Source organism: Amycolatopsis sp. NPDC058986, assembly GCF_042741125.1.
Taxonomy (GTDB): domain Bacteria; phylum Actinomycetota; class Actinomycetes; order Mycobacteriales; family Pseudonocardiaceae; genus Amycolatopsis.
Genome location: NZ_JBHYJW010000008.1, coordinates 1 through 17,006 on the forward strand (window position 1 = coordinate 1; position 17,006 = coordinate 17,006).

22 protein-coding genes are annotated in these 17,006 nt (G+C 69.5%); 5 read left to right on the forward strand and 17 right to left on the reverse strand.

Annotation, left to right across the window (positions count from 1 at the left end):
• Window positions 1-3,050: polymorphic toxin-type HINT domain-containing protein (locus ACFW0G_RS09790; protein WP_378324524.1), on the forward strand; the 3,050-nt coding region annotated here is incomplete at its 5' end.
• Window positions 3,051-3,064: 14 nt separating this feature from the next.
• On the forward strand, window positions 3,065-3,310 hold the full coding sequence (locus ACFW0G_RS09795) for a hypothetical protein (RefSeq protein WP_378324525.1): 246 nt from the start codon (window positions 3,065-3,067) through the stop codon (window positions 3,308-3,310).
• Window positions 3,311-3,461: 151 nt separating this feature from the next.
• On the opposite strand, the gene ACFW0G_RS09800 is transcribed toward ACFW0G_RS09795, so the two are convergent.
• The 4 genes from ACFW0G_RS09800 to ACFW0G_RS09815 form a co-directional block, all read right to left on the reverse strand.
• Complete coding sequence (locus ACFW0G_RS09800) at window positions 3,462-3,959, reverse strand: hypothetical protein (RefSeq protein WP_378324526.1); 498 nt, start codon at window positions 3,957-3,959, stop codon at window positions 3,462-3,464.
• 10 nt (window positions 3,960-3,969) lie between these two features.
• Window positions 3,970-4,776: a hypothetical protein gene (locus ACFW0G_RS09805; protein WP_378324527.1), complete on the reverse strand. Its 807-nt coding sequence runs from the start codon at window positions 4,774-4,776 to the stop codon at window positions 3,970-3,972.
• Between the two features lies 1 nt (window position 4,777).
• Window positions 4,778-5,284 carry a hypothetical protein gene (locus tag ACFW0G_RS09810; protein ID WP_378324528.1) on the reverse strand — a complete coding sequence of 169 codons (507 nt, stop codon included), beginning with the start codon at window positions 5,282-5,284 and terminating at the stop codon, window positions 4,778-4,780.
• A gap of 174 nt (window positions 5,285-5,458) precedes the next feature.
• Entirely contained in the window at window positions 5,459-5,893 is a 435-nt protein-coding gene (locus ACFW0G_RS09815) for a hypothetical protein (protein WP_378324530.1), read from the reverse strand.
• A 269-nt stretch (window positions 5,894-6,162) separates the two neighbouring features.
• Between ACFW0G_RS09815 and ACFW0G_RS09820 the strand changes: the two genes are divergently transcribed.
• The 3 genes from ACFW0G_RS09820 to ACFW0G_RS09830 all read left to right on the forward strand — a co-directional run bounded on the left by ACFW0G_RS09820 (window position 6,163) and on the right by ACFW0G_RS09830 (window position 7,256).
• Entirely contained in the window at window positions 6,163-6,765 is a 603-nt protein-coding gene (locus ACFW0G_RS09820) for a hypothetical protein (RefSeq protein WP_378324531.1), read from the forward strand.
• A 117-nt stretch (window positions 6,766-6,882) separates the two neighbouring features.
• Window positions 6,883-7,023: a hypothetical protein gene (locus ACFW0G_RS09825; protein WP_378324533.1), complete on the forward strand. Its 141-nt coding sequence runs from the start codon at window positions 6,883-6,885 to the stop codon at window positions 7,021-7,023.
• A complete protein-coding gene (locus ACFW0G_RS09830; protein ID WP_378324534.1) occupies window positions 7,020-7,256 on the forward strand; it encodes a hypothetical protein in 237 nt (78 codons plus the stop codon). The genes ACFW0G_RS09825 and ACFW0G_RS09830 overlap by 4 nt, the downstream gene beginning before the upstream one ends.
• A gap of 667 nt (window positions 7,257-7,923) precedes the next feature.
• Here ACFW0G_RS09830 and ACFW0G_RS09835 read toward each other — a convergent pair.
• The 13 genes from ACFW0G_RS09835 to ACFW0G_RS09895 all read right to left on the reverse strand — a co-directional run bounded on the left by ACFW0G_RS09835 (window position 7,924) and on the right by ACFW0G_RS09895 (window position 16,995).
• Complete coding sequence (locus ACFW0G_RS09835; RefSeq protein ID WP_378324535.1) at window positions 7,924-8,373, reverse strand: hypothetical protein; 450 nt, start codon at window positions 8,371-8,373, stop codon at window positions 7,924-7,926.
• 14 nt (window positions 8,374-8,387) lie between these two features.
• A complete protein-coding gene (locus ACFW0G_RS09840; protein ID WP_378324536.1) occupies window positions 8,388-8,708 on the reverse strand; it encodes a hypothetical protein in 321 nt (106 codons plus the stop codon).
• 109 nt (window positions 8,709-8,817) lie between these two features.
• A complete protein-coding gene (locus ACFW0G_RS09845) occupies window positions 8,818-9,729 on the reverse strand; it encodes a hypothetical protein (protein WP_378324537.1) in 912 nt (303 codons plus the stop codon).
• Window positions 9,726-10,178 (reverse strand): hypothetical protein, encoded by a 453-nt coding sequence (locus ACFW0G_RS09850; protein ID WP_378324538.1) that lies wholly within the window; start codon window positions 10,176-10,178, stop codon window positions 9,726-9,728. The genes ACFW0G_RS09845 and ACFW0G_RS09850 overlap by 4 nt, the downstream gene beginning before the upstream one ends.
• Before the next feature lie 86 nt (window positions 10,179-10,264).
• Complete coding sequence (locus ACFW0G_RS09855) at window positions 10,265-10,576, reverse strand: hypothetical protein (protein WP_378324539.1); 312 nt, start codon at window positions 10,574-10,576, stop codon at window positions 10,265-10,267.
• A 7-nt stretch (window positions 10,577-10,583) separates the two neighbouring features.
• Window positions 10,584-10,937 carry a hypothetical protein gene (locus ACFW0G_RS09860; protein ID WP_378324540.1) on the reverse strand — a complete coding sequence of 118 codons (354 nt, stop codon included), beginning with the start codon at window positions 10,935-10,937 and terminating at the stop codon, window positions 10,584-10,586.
• Between the two features lie 59 nt (window positions 10,938-10,996).
• Window positions 10,997-11,263: a hypothetical protein gene (locus ACFW0G_RS09865; protein ID WP_378324541.1), complete on the reverse strand. Its 267-nt coding sequence runs from the start codon at window positions 11,261-11,263 to the stop codon at window positions 10,997-10,999.
• A gap of 5 nt (window positions 11,264-11,268) precedes the next feature.
• Window positions 11,269-11,547 (reverse strand): hypothetical protein, encoded by a 279-nt coding sequence (locus ACFW0G_RS09870; protein ID WP_378324542.1) that lies wholly within the window; start codon window positions 11,545-11,547, stop codon window positions 11,269-11,271.
• Between the two features lie 748 nt (window positions 11,548-12,295).
• A complete protein-coding gene (locus tag ACFW0G_RS09875; RefSeq protein ID WP_378324543.1) occupies window positions 12,296-15,235 on the reverse strand; it encodes a LysM peptidoglycan-binding domain-containing protein in 2,940 nt (979 codons plus the stop codon).
• Window positions 15,232-15,645, reverse strand: a complete 414-nt coding sequence (locus ACFW0G_RS09880; RefSeq protein WP_378324545.1) for a hypothetical protein — start codon at window positions 15,643-15,645, stop codon at window positions 15,232-15,234. Before ACFW0G_RS09880 ends, ACFW0G_RS09875 begins: the two co-directional genes overlap by 4 nt.
• Window positions 15,642-16,097: a TadE family protein gene (locus tag ACFW0G_RS09885; RefSeq protein WP_378324546.1), complete on the reverse strand. Its 456-nt coding sequence runs from the start codon at window positions 16,095-16,097 to the stop codon at window positions 15,642-15,644. The genes ACFW0G_RS09880 and ACFW0G_RS09885 overlap by 4 nt, the downstream gene beginning before the upstream one ends.
• Window positions 16,094-16,558, reverse strand: coding sequence for a TadE/TadG family type IV pilus assembly protein (locus ACFW0G_RS09890; RefSeq protein WP_378324548.1), 465 nt, complete (start codon window positions 16,556-16,558; stop codon window positions 16,094-16,096). The genes ACFW0G_RS09885 and ACFW0G_RS09890 overlap by 4 nt, the downstream gene beginning before the upstream one ends.
• Window positions 16,558-16,995 (reverse strand): hypothetical protein, encoded by a 438-nt coding sequence (locus ACFW0G_RS09895; RefSeq protein ID WP_378324549.1) that lies wholly within the window; start codon window positions 16,993-16,995, stop codon window positions 16,558-16,560. The genes ACFW0G_RS09890 and ACFW0G_RS09895 overlap by 1 nt, the downstream gene beginning before the upstream one ends.
• Between the last annotated feature and the right edge of the window lie 11 nt (window positions 16,996-17,006).

Genomic DNA, 17,006 nt, shown 5'->3' on the forward strand with positions numbered 1-17,006 from the left:
CCTCCAGCGCCAAGGACGCCGCAGCCGCAGCGCGGCTCGCCGGTCAGTCGGCGGACTCCGCCAAGGCCGCCGCCTCAGCCGCCGGCTCGGCGGGCAACCACGCGGCCGACGCAGCACGCGCCGCGGCCGACGCAGCCAACAACGCCGCCAGCTCCGGCGCGAACGCCGCCGAGGCACGCCGGGCCGCAGCGGCCGCCCGCGCGAACGCCGACCGCGCCAATCGTGCCGCCAACGCCGCCAGTGCGTTCGCTGCGGTCGCGTCCGACGCAGCGTATGCCTCCGCCGCCGCGGCCGATCGCGCCGCGTCGGACGCACAGGCCGCCGCTGCGGCCGCGAGGGATGCTGCTGAGCACGCTGGTCAGGCCGCCGACGCGGCCAGGCAGGCTACCGAACACGCAAACGCGGCCACGGCCGCCGCGCAGGCCGCGATCGACGCCGCGAACCAGGCGAAGAAGGTCTACGAGGCCGCCCGGCAAGCCGACGCCACCCGGCTGGCGACCGAAGCCGAGCAGAACGACGAACTCGCCCGAGGCCTGGCCGCCGCGGCCGGGCAGGTGAGGATCGTCGACAAGTGGAACAAGACCCAGGACGCGCTCCGCACCGCCGAGACCAACCGGCTGATCAGCGAAGCCACTGCGGCCGGGACCGACCCGGGACTCGCGGTGACCGATGCACGCAAGGTCGCGCTTGCCCTGAGCGCCACCGGAGGGCCATGGACGCAGGCCGCCGCCAACGCGGCACTGTCCGAACCCGACATCATGGTGATGGACTACATCCGCACCGGGATGGCAGCCGCGGCCGCGCAGGATGACCGCCTCACATTGAGCAACCTCGTCAAGACCGGGACCGACGGTTTCAAGAAGGCCGCCAACGCCGCCCTGGCCGGCACCGACGCGGACGTGCAGACGTTCCTGCGCACCCAGGACTACCCGGAACGGCAGACCGACGACCGCATCGCGGTCAACCAAGTCCTAGCCTCGGCCCAGCAAGCAGGCAACACCATCACCCGTGATGCCGCTCAGCAAGCACTCAACGACGGTTCCGCGCAAGCATTGCGGCAGTTCCTCACCACGGACCAGTACTCGACAGCCGACCACGACGAGCGGATCAAGGCCAACCAGATCTTGTCCGCCGAGGCCAGTGGCCCCGAGCTGAAGGCTGCCGCGCAGGTCGCGCTCGACGGCACCCAGGGTATGTTGCACGACTTCCTCGTCACCGGGCAGTTCGCCGCCGCCCAACGGGACATGGACACCGCCACGCACAACGCCGAGGTCCTCGGGCTGCTCGCCCAGGCCGCTCAGTCCGCGCAGCAAGCATCACACGACGCCAACGAGGCCCAGGCCGCAGCCGCCACAGCACGTGGGGCCGCGGACGCTGCCACAGGCTACGCACGCCAAGCCGAGACCGATGCCACGCAAGCAGGCATCTACGCCAAGCAAGCCCACGAATCGGCGATCGAGGCGCAGAACTCCGCGCAAAAAGCGGCTCAGTCCGCCGCGACCGCGCGCACCGCAGCCGCCTCCGCCGAACAGTCCGCTGGACAAGCGGCCCGCTCGGCGGTATGGGCAGCCTCCTCGGCCAACCTCGCCGCAGGCTACGCCCGCGATGCCTACAACTCCGCACACGACGCCTTCATCGCCGCCAAAAACGCAGGCGACGATGCCCGCAAGGCAGCCGACGCGGCCCACCACGCGTTAGGGGTGGCGCAAGAGAGAATCGAGCAGGACCGAAAACTGCAGTACGGCCAGCTTGTTCTGCACTGCGAGGCGGTCTACAAAAACAAGGGCCAGACCCTCTATCAGGACTGCCTAGAATTCGCGAAAAAGCCCGACGCCGAAAAAATGATGGCGTATCTTGATCGCAGCCACATCTGCGACCATATCGCCAAGTCGAACGGCAACTTCAACCGACAGTGCTACGCCGGCATCCTCAGCCCCACCTTCGAAGCAGACCTAGCCTTCCAAATCAGCGGAGACGTGCTCAACGGCCTCGCCGGACTTGATCGACAAATCGCCATCTACGGGGCCGGACTCGCCGCAGCACTAGCCTGCGCAGCATTCGAACCGTGCGGAGTACTCGCCGCCTCGATCATTCCCGAAGGCACCGCCTTCACCTCCTGGATGGCCATCACCGTCGGCGACATCTGGGTAACCTCCAGAGCCGCAGCCGCCATGGAGGAGTCCTTCGTCGAGCAGCAGGCGACAAGGTCAAACCTTGCAAACGAAGCCGCGAAGGCCTTTACGTGGTGTGCGCCGAACAGCTTCACCGGCAAAACTCGTGTTCTTCTCCACGATGGGACGTCGAGACCGCTTGAGGATGTTCAGGTCGGGGATCGTGTCGCGGCAGCCGATCCGGTAACTCGACGGACAGGTGTCCAGCCTGTGACCCAGGTGATCACTGGCAATGGCGTCAAACGCCTGGTCGATGTTCAGCTGTCTTCCGCCGGTCAAGTGTCAACGATCCAGGCGACCGAGAACCACCCGTTCTGGGTAGAAGAACTAAAGCAGTGGGTCAAGGCGGGAAGTCTTCAGTCTGGCGAACATCTCCACTCCGCCAGTGGCACACCTACCGTGGTGACCAGCATTCGGCGGCACGCTGAATCGTTGAGAGTCTACAATCTCACGGTCGGCGACCTGCACACGTACTACGTGACCACCGGTGAAGCATCAGCACTAGTGCACAACAGCAGCCCTGCCTGCGGCCTCGGCGGATTCAAGATCGGCATACTCGGCGACGAGTTGAACTCTATTAACCGATCCTTCGGGGGTGAGTTCCTACTGAATGGATCCCCCGAGAACATGATGATCAACGCTAGCCGCTACAATAGTTTCTGGGAAAAAGCGGCAGTAATAGTACGAGACATCGCTGGCGGTCACATGTACAACAACGGCAACAAGCGTACGGCGCAAACGGTTGTCGAGATACTCATGGCGCGCAATGGCGTAATTAGCGGACCGACTTCGATGGACCTGAGGTCGGTCATTGACAAGGTAGGCAAGGGAGAACTCCGCGAAGTTGGCGACATCGCTGCAGCGCTGCGTGGCTACTAAATTAGGGACATCTTATGGATATCGAAACGCTGATGACACGTCTGGCCGAAGCTGGCGTCACAGCACTGATCAAGGTCGACGATGAACGAATGGCCGAAGGAGGCGAGGCCTGGACTGTCGTGCTCTCGGGCGCGGTAATGGGCGAGCAAGGCGGTATCCGTGCGGAAGCCGCTAGCCTCTCTGACTGCGTCAGAATCGCCCTCCAGCGCCTCAGCGATCGCCCCGGCGACTGGTCGTGGACCAAGGACATCACTGGCTAACTCCCAGGCAGTTGTGGCGGAGGAGAACCTAATGGGCTCCTCCGCCACATGCGCCAGACGAGATCCGGCACCAGAGGCTCTCGATGGTGTAGGCAGCACGGTGAGATCCGAGCGGGCGTTCGATGACTATCCGCGATCCACCCGAACGAGGTCAACCCACGCGTCGATGGCGATGCTCGTTCTGGCGGCGAAGGTCAACGCCGAGTCCGGCCAGCTCATGGGCGGCGTTGCGCAACGAGCGATGGTCCGACGCGGTACACGGGAGCGTGTAAGTGTGGCCGCTGGGCAACGCGACGTGCCAGTGCTTTCCGCGGCGGCCAAGCTCACATCCGGCCGCCCGCAGCCGGGCGCGGAGTTCGCGCCAGGTGGTGGGCCAGACGGTTCCGGCGCCGCCGCGTCGGCCTCGCCGTGCCGGTGCCAGCCGTACGCGCGCCGGGCGCGGCCTGGCGGGTTCACTGGGGGTGTGGAACGCGACGTAGCACACCACCCCGTCGGCGGCACGCACCCGCAGTTCGCAGTCGTGGCGGCGGTGGCGGAGCAGGCCGGGCGTCTCACGGACCGGGGCGGTCCAGTGCGGGTTGTGGAAGGTGGCGAGCACGGCCCACGCTGCGTCCGGTGTGGACACTCGGCGAGCCGCGCCCGGGGTCATGCGCGGCACCTCACCCCACACCATGACGTCCATCCATAGTGGACTTGTAGTCGTCGCGGAGTTCGAACATGGGGCGTCCGTCGCGTGCGCGGAACCAGGTTTTCCATCCGCTCTGGTGAGGGCTACCCAGCGCGGCGTTCGCGGCCGAGAGGGAGGTGCACGTCCGCCCGTCATCCAACTGCAGCATGCCCTGTCCAACCACCTGGCCGCTGCGGTGCACTCCGAGACTGGGCCGCCGGTAAAGCAACTCCTCTCCCTCAACCAGCAGGCCCGCATCGAGCAGGTCAAGCAAGCCGATCCGCCGCACCACCCGGTTACCGACCACTCGCATCGACCGCGGCATGGGCGGCTCGGCTTCCGCGGCGGCGATGTAGGTGCCCATGATGGCGGCGGCGGCCGGGGCCACCACGGCGGGCCAGTCGTGGCCGAGACTCGGCCACGTGCCCGCGGGTATCCATTCGCCATAGGCGGCTATTGCGAGTTGCACGGCCACCGTGTCCTCGGCGGCGTTGGCTGTCACGGGCGGGGCTAACCGCAGAATGAGGTCGCCCTCGCACCCGGATGCTGGGTATTCGTGCTCGCGCCATTCCCCGGCGAACAGCACGATCTCGCCGTGGGTGGTCTGTCGGTCGGCGGCGGTGACCAGGAGCGCCCAGGCACCGGGCGGCATCCGCATCGGGACCGCCTGGATACTGCCGTCGGCGATCAACACCGCGGTCCCGCGGCCCAGCCCCTCCGCCGGCCGGAGGTCCGCGAGGCTTCGTGTGCTGTCCACCGGGACGGGCGTGGCGGGTGTGATCCCTTGCCGGACGGTCATGTCAGGCCACCCCCTCGGCCGCGAGCGGCGCGGGGTCCGGTCCGGGTGCCTCGGTCGCCACGGGGACCGAGTCGGTGCGGTGCAGCGGGTGGATCCGTAGGCCGGCCCGGTACGTACCCGAGCGCGCGGCGCCCGCGGCCTCGGCCATCCACGCCCGCGCCTCGCCCCGGGTGTCGAACGGGCCGACGAACAGCGCGAGCCGCCGGGCGGGCGGGTCGATCAGCAGCGACACCACCACCGCACCGGTCGTGTCCGGCTCGGTGTCGTGGGCGGCGAGCAGGTCGGCGACCGGGGCGGGCAGCTCGATCACGTCGCCGGTCAGCTCGGCGGTGGCGCGGGTGGTCAGCAGGTCGGTGTCCGGCGGGTGCAAAGCGATCGGTTGGGCGTAGATGTCGGCGTCGGTCAGCCAGTCGGCGGCCACCGCCGCATCACCGCGCGAGCCGAACGTGCCGTGCACGTCGACGCCGCCGGCGCGCACCGTCACGGTGGCGAACAGGGGCGCATTCATGAGTCAGTGTTCCTTCCATGTCCTGGAGTATGTGCCGGGACGCCGAGGTTTTTCGGCCACCGGATGGACGCTCGACTCGGTACGGAATGTCAAGCACCGCAACGAAACACCGGCCGCAGGAGGCCGGTGGTCGCCGTTCGTCGCGGACGGCGACCACCGGCGCGCGAGGCCGGGTCACCAATCGTGGAAACGCATCGTGCCGATGAATCCGCCGATGACGGTGCCGGAGTCGGACATGATGTCGATCGCGAGGATGAACCGGCACCGGTCGGGCCGCAGGCGTTCGACCCGGTTGTAGTTGCTGGCCAGCTCGAACACGACCCTGATCGTGTCGCGGACGACGTCGCTATCTGTCCCGGTGGCCCAGGGCGGTATCGCCAGCCAGGACACCGCCACGCGCAGCACGGGCTGCGGGCCGGATTCCTCGGCCGTGATGTCAAACGCGGCGCCGCGGACGATCAGGCCGTCGCTCTGGAGGTCGAGGATGTCGCGTTCGAGCCGTTCGGCCACCTCAGTCAGCGGCAGGGCCGCCGTGTCGTCGTAATAGTCGCCGATCACGTAGTTCTCGTGGCGCCGCTCCGTCGCGGTCGCGCGGTTGGTGCGCAGCATGGTTGCGGTGTCCTTCCGTAGGCGGTGTTGCGCGATTCCCGCGCGTCCACATCGACGCTCGACTCGTGTCGGAATGTCAAGTGACACAACGGAAAAGGTCCCCCGCAAAAAGACACCTGTCTTGTATGGATGGACCCGTTGACTTTGTCCCGGGATCGAGCGTTCATGGACGCATAGCCCGCACCACCCCAGTAACGCCGGAGGGCTAAACGCCCCAACGGGAGCGTGACCGTCCACAAGCGACATACGATTCAAGGGAGAGCCTCGTCATGCCACGCACTACCACGACGATGAAGACCACCACCACGACAACGCCGGCGAACGGCAGCAGCGGCCCGTCAGCCGCAGACAAGCTGCGCACCGCGCTGCGCCGCAACCCGGGCACGACCGCCCGCGAGCTGGCCGAGCTGGCAGGTATCGGCGCCTCCACCGCGACCAAGCTGCTGGCCGCCTGGGCCACCGACGGGCAGGCCGTGCGACTGATCAACGAGGACACCGCCGAGCGCAAGGCCGCCGCCCGATGGGCGCCCCCGGAGCCGGTCGACAACACCCCGACACCCCGCAAGCACACCACGACCCCGCCCCGACGTGCGACGCCCACCACCGCCGCGACCCCGGCCACCCCGGCGACACCGGTCGCCGACGCGCCGCCGAGCGGCCGGCTGCCCAAAGGCGCGCTGCACGGCCTGGTCGAGGACTTCCTGTCCGAGCCCGACCGGCGCAGCACCGCCTACACCGCGGGCGAGATCGGCCGCAAGCTGGTCCGATCCTCCGGCGCGGTACGCAACGCCCTGGACAAGCTCACCAAGAAAGGCACCGTCGTACTGACCCAGGACCAGCCGCGCCGCTACCAGCTCATCCACACCGACTAACCACCCCACCCGTCCAGGCACGGCGCCGCCGACCACCGGTGGCGCCGTCGCCGAGCATCCTCGTGACGACGGCCTCACCGTCGTGGCGGTAGTCCCGAGGCCCACCGTGCCGCCGACGTGCCGCGCCGGGTGTCCGGGCCGGTGATCGGGATCGGGTCCCGGATCAGTGTGCACGACCGCGAGACCGATCGGCTGGTCGAGGACATCCGGTCCGCGGGGATCACCCACGCGACCGTCGAACGGGGACAGCAGCGGTGACCCGCCGCACCTACCGGCGCGGCGACAGCGTCACCGCGCCCGCCGTACTCGTACGCGGCAACAGGATCCGCTACGCCGTGCTGACCTACCCGTGCTGCGCGTGCCGGACCTGGGTCGACGTCTCACTGCTGGCCTACCACTGGCTGGTGCCCGACCGGCCCTTGACCATGTGCTGCGGGCGCCGCTACGACCACCGCAAGCTGCCCGGCAACGTGGGCTGTGACTGGTCATGAACGATCACCATCACCCCGGCCGACGACGGCACCACCCCCGCCAGCTTCGTCTGGACCGCATAGACGGCGAACCACGACCCCCTCCCGACCGTCAGCAGGCCGGAGAGCCCGCGGGAAGCCACCGGGAACTGCTATCCATTGTGGACTTCGGGTGTGCCCGTGTTGGTCGGTGTGCAGCTATGGCGTGTCGGCCTTCGCGCGCCGGGACGCGCGTTGAAGAAATCGCCCCAGCTCATCTGGTCGGCGGCTCGAACTTGGTCGTTCTGCCGGACGTTTCCGGATCGAGCATGCCGCACAGGCTCAGCTCTTCATGCCCGGCCTCGCAGGCACGGACCTGGCCGTAGCCCGGCACGGCCCGCCTGGGGCGCCCACCGTAGGGCGTAGGGCACTGTCGGCACGGCGAGCCGCCGTAGCGCGCACATACCCGGGCGCGGAGCTATTCCTGTATGTGTGTGCCCTGCACACAAGGTCATTGCGGATCTGGTCCCAGCGAGGAGATCGTGTCCCGAGCGACCGCGTCGAGTTCGGTTGGCTCGAAACCTTGCCGTTCTATTCCGCGCCCGCATCCCGGTCGACATAGACGGCACCGTAGTTGGTCATACCATGACCAACTATCCACAGTGGACTTGATACTGTTGCGCTGTCTTGCTGGCGAGCCGCCGCCCGCTCAGCGCTGGGTTTCCTCGCGCAGGAGCACGCCGCACACGTCGCCGGGGATGCCTTCGTAGAACGCGAGTACGCGCAGGAGGTCCTCGCGGCTCTCCGGGCGTCCCCCGCGGGCGGTGGTCGCCGCTACCCAGATGCTATTGGTGGAGTCGCGTACCCAGGCCCATCCGGCGGCATAAGTGAGGCTGTAGGCATGCCGGGCATCATCGGGCCGCAGCGGGTCTCCCGGGGTGTGTACGTCGCCGTAGTCCCGGTCAGCCCATCCGTCGACCAGGCCGGCGACGGCGGCGAGGTAGGTGCCGAGATCGGTGGCAGCGAGCGCGTCGCAGCCCGCGTCGAGGGATTCGACCAGGACCGACACCTTCTCGGAAGCGTGATGCCCGGTGTGGAGGGTTGCCAGCGGGATCGCGTCCGGGCCTCGGCCTAGGTAGATGGTGGCGCAGCGGGTCATGACCGTGACCTCTCTTATCGCTCTGTACGTCCACTGTGGACGCCATGGTTGAGTTGGGGTTCGGCCGCACGTAGGACGGCGTCGAGGATGTCGAGGGACGCGTTGTCGAGCGCGTCGGGTTGCGCGTTGTCGATGAGCACCTTCCAGCGGATAAGCTGAGGGCTGCGCCTCGGAGCGGTCAGCGCTGTCACGGTGAGCGAACCGTCGCGGTCGTTGACGGACACCGCGGCCATCCAATCGGGGCTCCGGAATAGCGTGCCGTCGTTGCCGTCGTCGACCCGGGTGAACCCGTAGTCAGCGAGTAGCTGATGGTAGTCGGACATGATCTCGGTCATCACGTCTTCGCAATCCATTGTGGACTCCTGCGTCGTGTTGCTGTCGTGGGCGTCGCGCCGTGGGTTGATTACGTGCCGATTCGACGCTCTGCCCGGGGCATGATGGTCATTACCAGAGCGGGTTCGGGTCGTCGGTCACGGTGATCGTTCCCGGGCCCCGTCCCTGGGCGCGCAGTTCGGGGCCGTCGTAGGTGCGGACCACGTGGGTGTGCAGGCCGAAGCGGTGGTCGCTCTCGTCGTGCGGGTTGCTCCACCCGTGGGCGGTGGCCAGCGCGGTGATCTCGGCGAAGGCACGGTGGTCGGTGTCGGTGGGCGGGCGGCGGGAGCCGGGGGCGTCGTCGAGGCCGTAGAGGTAGAGCTTGATCTCGTCGCGGGCGGTGTTCGCCACGGCGGCGTAGCGCACGTCCGGCCACACCGGCGAGGTGGTATCACGGCCGAGCGCGGTGAGTTCGGCCATGAGCCATGCCGCCAGCGCGGGAAGATCGAGAGCCCATGTGTCCAGATAGGACTCACCGTAGCGGCGGCTCGCCGGGGTGAGCTCGACCCGCGGCGCCGCGGGCGTGCCGGTGAGGGTGATGGTGTGCCATTGCCCCCTGCCCGGTCGGCACGGGCGCCCGCGCGCTGCGGGATAGTACAGGACTTCGCCGTTGTCGAAGGTGTAGGCCGGGCCGGTCCAGCCGCCGCCGTGGTTCCCGTCGGCGGGTGGGCAGGTGCCTAAGGCGGGCGGCGGGTCGGTGTGGTCGCTGGTGGCGTCGCCGAACCCGCCCGCGCGCCATCCGGTGACGAACGCGCCGAGCGCGTCGAGGTAGTCGGGTTCGCTGGTCGCGGTCAGTAGCCGCCGGCCGACCGGGAGCAGCGCGAGGGTCACGGGTTCGGGTGGCGGGTCGGGGGTGTAGGCAACGGCCAGCCCGTGCGCGGTGGAGGTGTCGCCGCGGCCGGTGAAGAACCCGGCATAGCCGGATCGGTCCCGGTCGTAGTCGATGGCGGGCACGGTGGACGTGGTGCGGTCGGTGGCGGTCATCGCAGGGGTTCCTTTCGCCGTGTTGAGTCCATTGTGGACTGGTGTTGGTGTAGTTCGAGTCGGATCGTCTGACTGTGGCATCGGTAGAGCGCCGCCGGGTCGAGCCAGGCGTCGTCGCGGCCGTCGTCGGGCGCTACACCGATTTCGGTGGCGCCGTAGCGGGAGGATTCGACGAACAGGGTGCCGGTGCCGAGCGTGATCTGGTCACCGACCGCGGCCGGATCCGGCCCGATGCCGCGGGCGAGGTCGCCGAGGTGGAACGCGGGCCGGGTGCCGACGATGACGGCCACGAGCCGGCCAGGTGCGCCGACCGGGGCGGTGTCGAACACCACCGGGTCAGGCGCAGCGTTGTCGAGGGTGCGGGTGAGGTGCACGGCGCCGTAGCGGTCGGTGCGCCGTTCGTCGGGGTGCCAGGTGAGAATTCCGGTGCCGAGAATGATCGTTCCCATAGCGTATGTTCCCTACGGTGACGGCGGTTAGATCACGTCGCTAGTCCATTGTGGACTCGTGCAGACCGAGCAGACTGGGTGGTCGTTCAGTCGCACCCGGCTGAGCCCGGCATGAGCGAGAATTCGAGCCAGCCGTTGATGCCGTTGCACCGGTGCGCAGACAGGCCGAGGCAGTAGAAGGCGGTAACCGCGTCTGGCATGGTGTAGCGCCGGACGGTTCCCGCGCGGTCCTGGCATTTGGCAATGACGGTCCCGTCGGGGTTGCGGATCAGGGTGCCATCATCGATATTGGCGTAGCGCGTACCGTTGCCGTTGTCTTTCCACACCAGGACCGCGATGGTCTCGCCGCGGTTGTTGGTTAGTTCTTCGCGTTCGTCAGGCGCACGAGTGGTGTCCATTGTGGACTCACTTTCGGTGTAGTGCGGTCTGCACGTCGGGGTGGTCGGTGGCGAGGATCCACGTGTGGTCCGGTGTGCGGATGTGGACCCTGGTGCCGTCGAAGGCGTACACGTAGGCCGTGTCGTAGTAGAACGGTGGGGGTTCGTTGCGGTGTTGCGGCTGGACCGCGTGCCCGCGTTCGTCGTCTTCCCACACGGCGAGCAGGTCGTTGACCGCGGTGCGGTAGGTGTCGGGGTCGGTGGCGGTGAGGGCGAGGAGCCCGGGGCCGACCGCGGCGATGCCTTCAGGGTAGCTGTCGCGGTAGAGGGCGCCGAGCCAGGTGCCGTCGCGCCCGATGACGAATATGGCATGGGTACTCATGGGGTCTCCTGTTCTGTCGTACGAGTCCGGCGTGTCCTAGCGTGTGGCAGGTACGCCGTTTATCCACTGTGGACTCGTGTGTCGGTGTCGTCGTCGGCGTCACAGCAGGGGCACGAGTCGGTGAGGTTGTAGCCGTGCCCGCAGTCGGTTCGACTGGCGACGTCACGGCCGGGTCCCCAGATGAAGTACTCGGCGTACTGCTGTACGTCGTGCCGGGTGATGGTGCGGGCGAGCACGTCGCCCGGGGGTACGGGCGCCTTGGCGACCTCGCGGTCCATGTACTGCCGGAGCGCGGCGCCCGCACGTGTGCGTGCATGGTCAGCCATGATCGTCACACCTCACTTTGTCCACTGTGGACGTAGGTGGCTAGTTTGGGTTCGGCGGCGCGCAGGGCGGCGTCGAGCACCGCGGCGGGCGCGTTGCTGATCTGGATGGTCCAGCAGCCCAACCGGGCGCGATCACCGGTGAGGGCGGTCACGGCGAGCGACCCCTCGGTATCGGTGATGATCACCGACACCCGGCCACCCGGGCTGCGGAATGTGATGCCGTCGTCGTCGGGTTCGAATTCGTGGCCGTGAAGTACCCGGAAATAGTCGAACATGATGGTCATGGGTGTCCCGTTCTGTCGTGCGGGCATATTTCGGGCGGGTGCGGAATTGTTGGGTATTGCGGTTTCCGTTCCCGCTGACATTTCCACGCTAGCTCGATGCAGTAGGGCACGCAATAGCCGGGCGCGGGTTTTTGCGGGTTTTTCGTGACCGCGCCGAGCGCGTGACCTGCGCGTATGCGCGCCCACACACGCGTACCCGACACGTATCCCGGTTGGAATTGCGGCGCAATTCTGGTGTTGAGTGGCGGAATTGTTTCCTGTTGCAGGATGCGACGGGAAACCGCGGCGTGAGCCGCGAGGAGGTGAGCAGCTTGTGAGGTGAGGGGCTCGTGCGGAGTGGTTATCGTGACCAGTCTGGCTCGTCGGCCACCCGGCGCAAGGCGGGTTGAGCTGCGATGCGTTGGGGTGCAAGGGGGTCAGTGGGGGGTCATCTTTCAGACGACGTGTCGTCGACGTCCAGGATGACGGTCCGGATGACGCCCGACCGACACCGGGGTTGGCGGGTACATCTGCCTCGACAGGGATGTCGTTGCCCGGGGCGTTCTGCGCGGGATGTGTGGCCGCGGCGATAAGGCGGAATGTCCTCGCGCGCCTCATGTGCGTCGGCCGCTGCGGTCCGGAAATGTGGTGGCGCCGACGAAAAGCGGTGTTGTTCATGGTGCGCGCCTAATGTGCTGAAGGTAGGTATTTCGGTTGGTGGGCTGGACCGCAGTGGAGCACAACTCTAGGTAGAGCGGAAGCAGTGGAGTTATCGCTGCGGGATAGGCGCCTTATCGAGCAGTGCGGTTGTGTCGGGATCGGGTTCGAGGTCGATCTCGCGTAGGGCGGTGTGCAGGCGCCGGTAGGTGGCGTGGGCGGCATCCAGGCGGCCGAGGTCGCGTTGCAGGGCAATGGTTCTGCGGTAGAGCGCTTCGGTGTAGGGGTCCCAGGTGAGGGCGACGGCGAGCGCGTCGAGCGCCTCGTCGGGATTGTCGTCGCGAACCGTGGTGGCCAGCGCGACGAGGGCGTCGACGGCGTGGCTGCGCCAGTGCTCAGCCACCGGTTCGGCCCACGCATACGGCGCGCCCTGCAGCGGCGCTCCGGCCCGGCACACACGAACGACGCGGCGCAGGGCGTCCAGCCGGGCGTCCGGGTCGGTGGTGGTACGCGCGCGGTTGAGGCTGGCTTCCAGCGTCCACACGTCGGCGGTGATGACCTTCGGGTCGAGGCGGTAGCGGCCGGACTCGGCGAGCACGAACACCGCGTCGTCGGCGCCGGTGGCGGTGCGCAGGGCGGAGCGGGCGTAGGAGATGGCCTCGTGCAGCCGTGCGGCGGGCTGGTCGGGCAGGACGGCCTCGCGCAGCGTGTCGGCGGTGGTGCCGTGCTGGTGGGCGGTGAGGTAGGCCAGGACTTCCCGGGAGCGGGCCCGCAGCCCGCGGACGTGGCTGCCGCGAGCGTCTACCCGCACCCCACCAAGCAGCCGCACCACCACAGCCGCTTCCTCCTCCCCCACCGTCGTGGCCGGCACGTTGTTCCGCGGGGCGTGGGCAGCGGCGGTGTCGACGCCGCGGTCGCCGGCCGTCGCTTGGCCGCCTGGGGAGGTGTCGTCGTGCGGCTGGCGGGGTGCGAGTGTGCGGGCGGCGGCGAGCAGGTGCCAGATCTCGTCCGCTTCGGCGGGGGTGAGGGTTTCGGCGCGTGCTCCGGCCATCGCGTCGGTGCCGGGGCCGTGCGCGGCGGTGATGACGCCCTCGAGGTCGAGGGTCAGCTGCGTGACGTCGCCGACATCGTCACGGTAGTCCTCGCCCAGCAGGAGCAGGGCGTGGATGCCGACGGCGCGGCTTTGCTCGAGCAGCGGGGCCCATTCCCGCCGACACCGCGACGACGGGCGGGCCACCACCAGCAACAGCGGTACCGGCTCCGTGCTCTCGCCGAGGCGCTCCTGGCGGCGATCGTCGCTTGGGCCGTGGTCGTGGTGGAGGTCGGCGTCGAGCTGGTCGTCGGCGCGCAGCCGAGTGCGTCGGGCGAGTTCGGTGTGCAGCCGCGCGAGCGCCGCCGTCTCTGTAGGAGCCGCGTCTACCCCGGGGGCCCGGTGCAGCGCGGTATCTCCGCTCTGTCCGACGATGAGGTCGGCGGTGGCGGGGTCGGCCAGCAGTGCCTCGGCCGGATAGCGCGCGTCGACGGCGAGCACGGTGGCGAGCACGGCGCGGGCCGCGGCCGGCGCGCCGGGTCCGGCCAAGGCGAGCCCCGCCGTGGCCGCCAGATCCAGGGTGCGCGTATCGCCGCCGGCGTGGGCGGTCAGGAGCGGCGCGGGCGGTGGCCAGATCCGTGGCCGCACACCCACGCCCGCGGGTGCAGGTCCCTCGCCATCGGCGGCGCTGCGGGCGCGTACCGGTTCGGCCGCGTCGCTTTCGGATTCGGCATGGCGGGTGTAGGCGGCCTGGTTGAGTGCCGCCACAACGGGCCCCGGCTGGGGAACCTCGGCTCCCGCGGAACCCGGAGTCCGGCGCGACGGTGTGAGGTGGCCGGTGGGGGTGCGGTGGGCGCGACGGCGGCAGCGCGCCACGGTCAGCAGGATCGCCACGCTCACGGCGAGTCCCAGGCCGACCAGTCCACCACCGGGCAACCACACCGCCGTGTCCGAAGTGGTGTGATTGCCGTGCTCGTGCGCAGGTTCTGGTGCGCGAGGCGGGGGCGGTGACGGCGCGCTGCTGCGCGCCGGGGCGGGTACCGAGCCCGGCGGAGGCGGCGGCGGGCCGTCGGCGGGCGGCGGGGTGGGCAGGTGCAGGTGCCAGCCGGGCAGCAGCAGGTCGGGATCGCGCAGGGCGCGGCCGTCGGGTTGGGTGCGCCCGACGTTGCAGACAAACAGGTCGTGCCACCGCTGTGCGTCGTCGAGTTCGCGTGCGGCGATGGCGGTGAGCGTGTCGCCCGGCGCGACGATCACCGTCCGCCCGGTCGCCGCGACGGGCGCGGGGCGAGGGAGGTTGTGGGCCCCGGGTGGGAGCAGCAGCACCCACCCGGGGTGTAGCTCGTCGGCGCCGTGCGCGAGGCGGTTCGGGTTGAGCTGGACGATGTCGTGGTAGCGGGTGCCCGCGCCCAGGTGCCGTTCGGCTAGCCCCCACAAGGTGTCGCCGTGCACCACCGTGTACGGCACGGCGTCCTCGTGCCGCGCCGCGGGAGCCACCGAAGCGCTCTCGGTACGGTTCGCGATCTGAGCGGTGTCCGCTGCGGTCGACGGCGTCGTGGTCGATTTCTGGGGCCAGGGTGGTGCGGTCGCCGCGACCGGGGCGGCGGGGGCGCCGGTGGCGGAGGCGGTGCCGACGGAAGTGGCTACGAGGATGGCGGCGACGAGTCCGGCGATCCAGCGGCCGCCCGGGACCCGGGCCAGCACGCCCCGCGCGGCGCGGACCCCGTGCCCCATCTGGCGAACGAACTCGGTGATCACGGAGAGGGTCAGCAGCCCCCAGCCTGCCCAGGCCACGGCGATCATCAGGTCGGCGACGAGGTCGCCGGTGAGCCAGGCCCACCGCAGCGCATTCCAGATCCGCTCGGGCCACTGGCTGATCGGCACCTGTTCCGGCCACCGATCCGGGAGCAGCCGGGCGGGCGTGGCGCCGAGGGCGAGCAGCACGCACGGGACGCCGGCAAGGAAGGCGCCCAGGGCCAGCGCGGCGAGCCCGCCGCGGAGCCGCTGCGCGGTGCGGGAGGTCATGGGATGCCGCCGGTGCGGGTGCCGATGCCGAGTTCGGCCAGTGCGGTGCCGGTGGCCTGCGGGCTCGCGCCCAGCAAGCCGACGGTGGTGGGCTCGGTGACCGTGACGGTCACCCGGACCGCGCGGGGCCCGGTGATGGTGACCTGGCCGGGATGTCCGGTGCGGGCGAGGTAGTCGGTCGCGGCGCGGGCAGCGGTAGCGGTGTCGATACCGACGTTATGGCTGCGGGTGTCGACGGCGGTGTTGGCGGCGCGGGCGGCCTCGGCCGCGAGGGCGTCGGCGCGGGCGATCGCCCGCGTCCGCGCAGAACCGTCCACCACCAGCGCCAGCACGAGCAGCAGCGCGAACGCGAGGACGGCGACCAGGATGGTGACCGACCCGGCATCCCGCGGATTCCCTGTCCTGGTCATGGGATGCCCCGGTACGGGTCGGTGGGGCTGGTGAAGACGCTGGTCAAGGTGCGGGTCCCGCCCGGCACCGGCAACGCCAGATCCGTGAGCGGAACCTGGCACGTCACGCTCGCCCGCACCTGCCCCACCCGGCCGACGGCAAGGCCGTCTGCGGTGATCGTCACGCTGGATCCGTGGCAGGTGAGGCCCTCGCGTACCAAGCGTTCCCGCGCGACCGTGGTCCCGGCCTGCTGCGCGGCAGCGGGGCCGCGGGCCAGCGAGGCGGCGCGAGCGGCGGCCGTGGCGGCGTTATCGAGCGCCTGCTGCGCCGCGGAAGCCCGCGCACCGGCAATGATCAGCAGACCGAGGAAGAGCAGCGCGGGCACCAGAATCGCGGCTTCGACGCTCACCGAACCCGCGTCGCACTGGCGCCAGGCTCGAGCGTCGGGTCGACGCCGGGCGCGGGGGTTCATGAGCCAGCTCCGCTGGGGAGGGTGAAGCGTTCCTTGACCGTGCGGGCGCTCGCGTCGACCCGGATGTCCCAGCCCGGAATCGGCAGCAGGCGCGGCGCGGCGCCGGTGACCGTCACCTGGACGGTGTCGGCCGTGACTACCGCGTGCACGGCAGGGCCGGTGAGGACGCCCTGTCCGGCGCGCGAGGTGAAGGAGCGGGCCGCGTCGGCGGCCGCGGCGGTGGTGGCCGTGACCGGGCGGCCGGCGTCGGCTCCGGCCTGCGCGGCTTGGGCGGCGATGGTGTGTGCGTGCCACCACAGGCCGCCCTGCACGATCACCAGGATCAGCAGCAAGACCACGGGGAACAGCACAGCCAATCCCACCGACTCCGACCCGCGGTCACCGCCCAGCCGGGCAATGAGAGACCCGCGTAGCCGTGTCCACACAGGACGAATGGTGGCGAGTTCGGAGTGGCTGGTCATCACGTCGCCTCCGCAGGAATCCGCGGGACGTCGGATGCCGTGCCGTTGTGGTCACCGCGTTCGTCGCGCGACGCCGATGAGTCCCCGGTTCCCAGTGCCCGCGCCACCGACGATGATGGGCTCGCCGGGGTTTTCGTCCCAGCCGAGCCGCTTGCAGGTTTTTTTCGTTTGGTGCGCTGGGGTTTGCGGCCGTTGAACCATCGGGTGAGATCGGGAGCGGGGACATCGGTGAACCGCGCCAGCTCGGCGATGTCCATCACCGCGGTGGCTTCGGCGAGCACGTCGCCGAGTTCCTGCTCGACCTCGCGCAGGTGGGCAGCGATCGCGGCCCGCTGCTGCGCGAGGTCACCGACCCGGGTCGCCAGGGCAGCGCGTTGCGCGCTGCGGGACCGGTCGTGCTCGGCGACGCGGCGTTCGATCTCCTCAGCAGTCGGCATCATCGTGTCCT

Coding starts and splice junctions, on each gene's coding strand:
- ACFW0G_RS09815 (WP_378324530.1), bottom strand. CDS start 5,893: ATGCTGCGCACCAACCGCGCGACCGCGACGGAGCGGCGCCACGAGAAC.
- ACFW0G_RS09855 (WP_378324539.1), bottom strand. CDS start 10,576: ATGGACACCACTCGTGCGCCTGACGAACGCGAAGAACTAACCAACAAC.
- ACFW0G_RS09850 (WP_378324538.1), bottom strand. CDS start 10,178: ATGGGAACGATCATTCTCGGCACCGGAATTCTCACCTGGCACCCCGAC.
- ACFW0G_RS09865 (WP_378324541.1), bottom strand. CDS start 11,263: ATGGCTGACCATGCACGCACACGTGCGGGCGCCGCGCTCCGGCAGTAC.
- ACFW0G_RS09890 (WP_378324548.1), bottom strand. CDS start 16,558: ATGACCAGCCACTCCGAACTCGCCACCATTCGTCCTGTGTGGACACGG.
- ACFW0G_RS09870 (WP_378324542.1), bottom strand. CDS start 11,547: ATGACCATCATGTTCGACTATTTCCGGGTACTTCACGGCCACGAATTC.
- ACFW0G_RS09860 (WP_378324540.1), bottom strand. CDS start 10,937: ATGAGTACCCATGCCATATTCGTCATCGGGCGCGACGGCACCTGGCTC.
- ACFW0G_RS09875 (WP_378324543.1), bottom strand. CDS start 15,235: ATGACCTCCCGCACCGCGCAGCGGCTCCGCGGCGGGCTCGCCGCGCTG.
- ACFW0G_RS09805 (WP_378324527.1), bottom strand. CDS start 4,776: ATGACCGTCCGGCAAGGGATCACACCCGCCACGCCCGTCCCGGTGGAC.
- ACFW0G_RS09840 (WP_378324536.1), bottom strand. CDS start 8,708: ATGACCGAGATCATGTCCGACTACCATCAGCTACTCGCTGACTACGGG.
- ACFW0G_RS09835 (WP_378324535.1), bottom strand. CDS start 8,373: ATGACCCGCTGCGCCACCATCTACCTAGGCCGAGGCCCGGACGCGATC.
- ACFW0G_RS09800 (WP_378324526.1), bottom strand. CDS start 3,959: ATGACCCCGGGCGCGGCTCGCCGAGTGTCCACACCGGACGCAGCGTGG.
- ACFW0G_RS09885 (WP_378324546.1), bottom strand. CDS start 16,097: ATGAACCCCCGCGCCCGGCGTCGACCCGACGCTCGAGCCTGGCGCCAG.
- ACFW0G_RS09820 (WP_378324531.1), top strand. CDS start 6,163: ATGCCACGCACTACCACGACGATGAAGACCACCACCACGACAACGCCG.
- ACFW0G_RS09810 (WP_378324528.1), bottom strand. CDS start 5,284: ATGAATGCGCCCCTGTTCGCCACCGTGACGGTGCGCGCCGGCGGCGTC.
- ACFW0G_RS09845 (WP_378324537.1), bottom strand. CDS start 9,729: ATGACCGCCACCGACCGCACCACGTCCACCGTGCCCGCCATCGACTAC.
- ACFW0G_RS09880 (WP_378324545.1), bottom strand. CDS start 15,645: ATGACCAGGACAGGGAATCCGCGGGATGCCGGGTCGGTCACCATCCTG.
- ACFW0G_RS09895 (WP_378324549.1), bottom strand. CDS start 16,995: ATGCCGACTGCTGAGGAGATCGAACGCCGCGTCGCCGAGCACGACCGG.
- ACFW0G_RS09795 (WP_378324525.1), top strand. CDS start 3,065: ATGGATATCGAAACGCTGATGACACGTCTGGCCGAAGCTGGCGTCACA.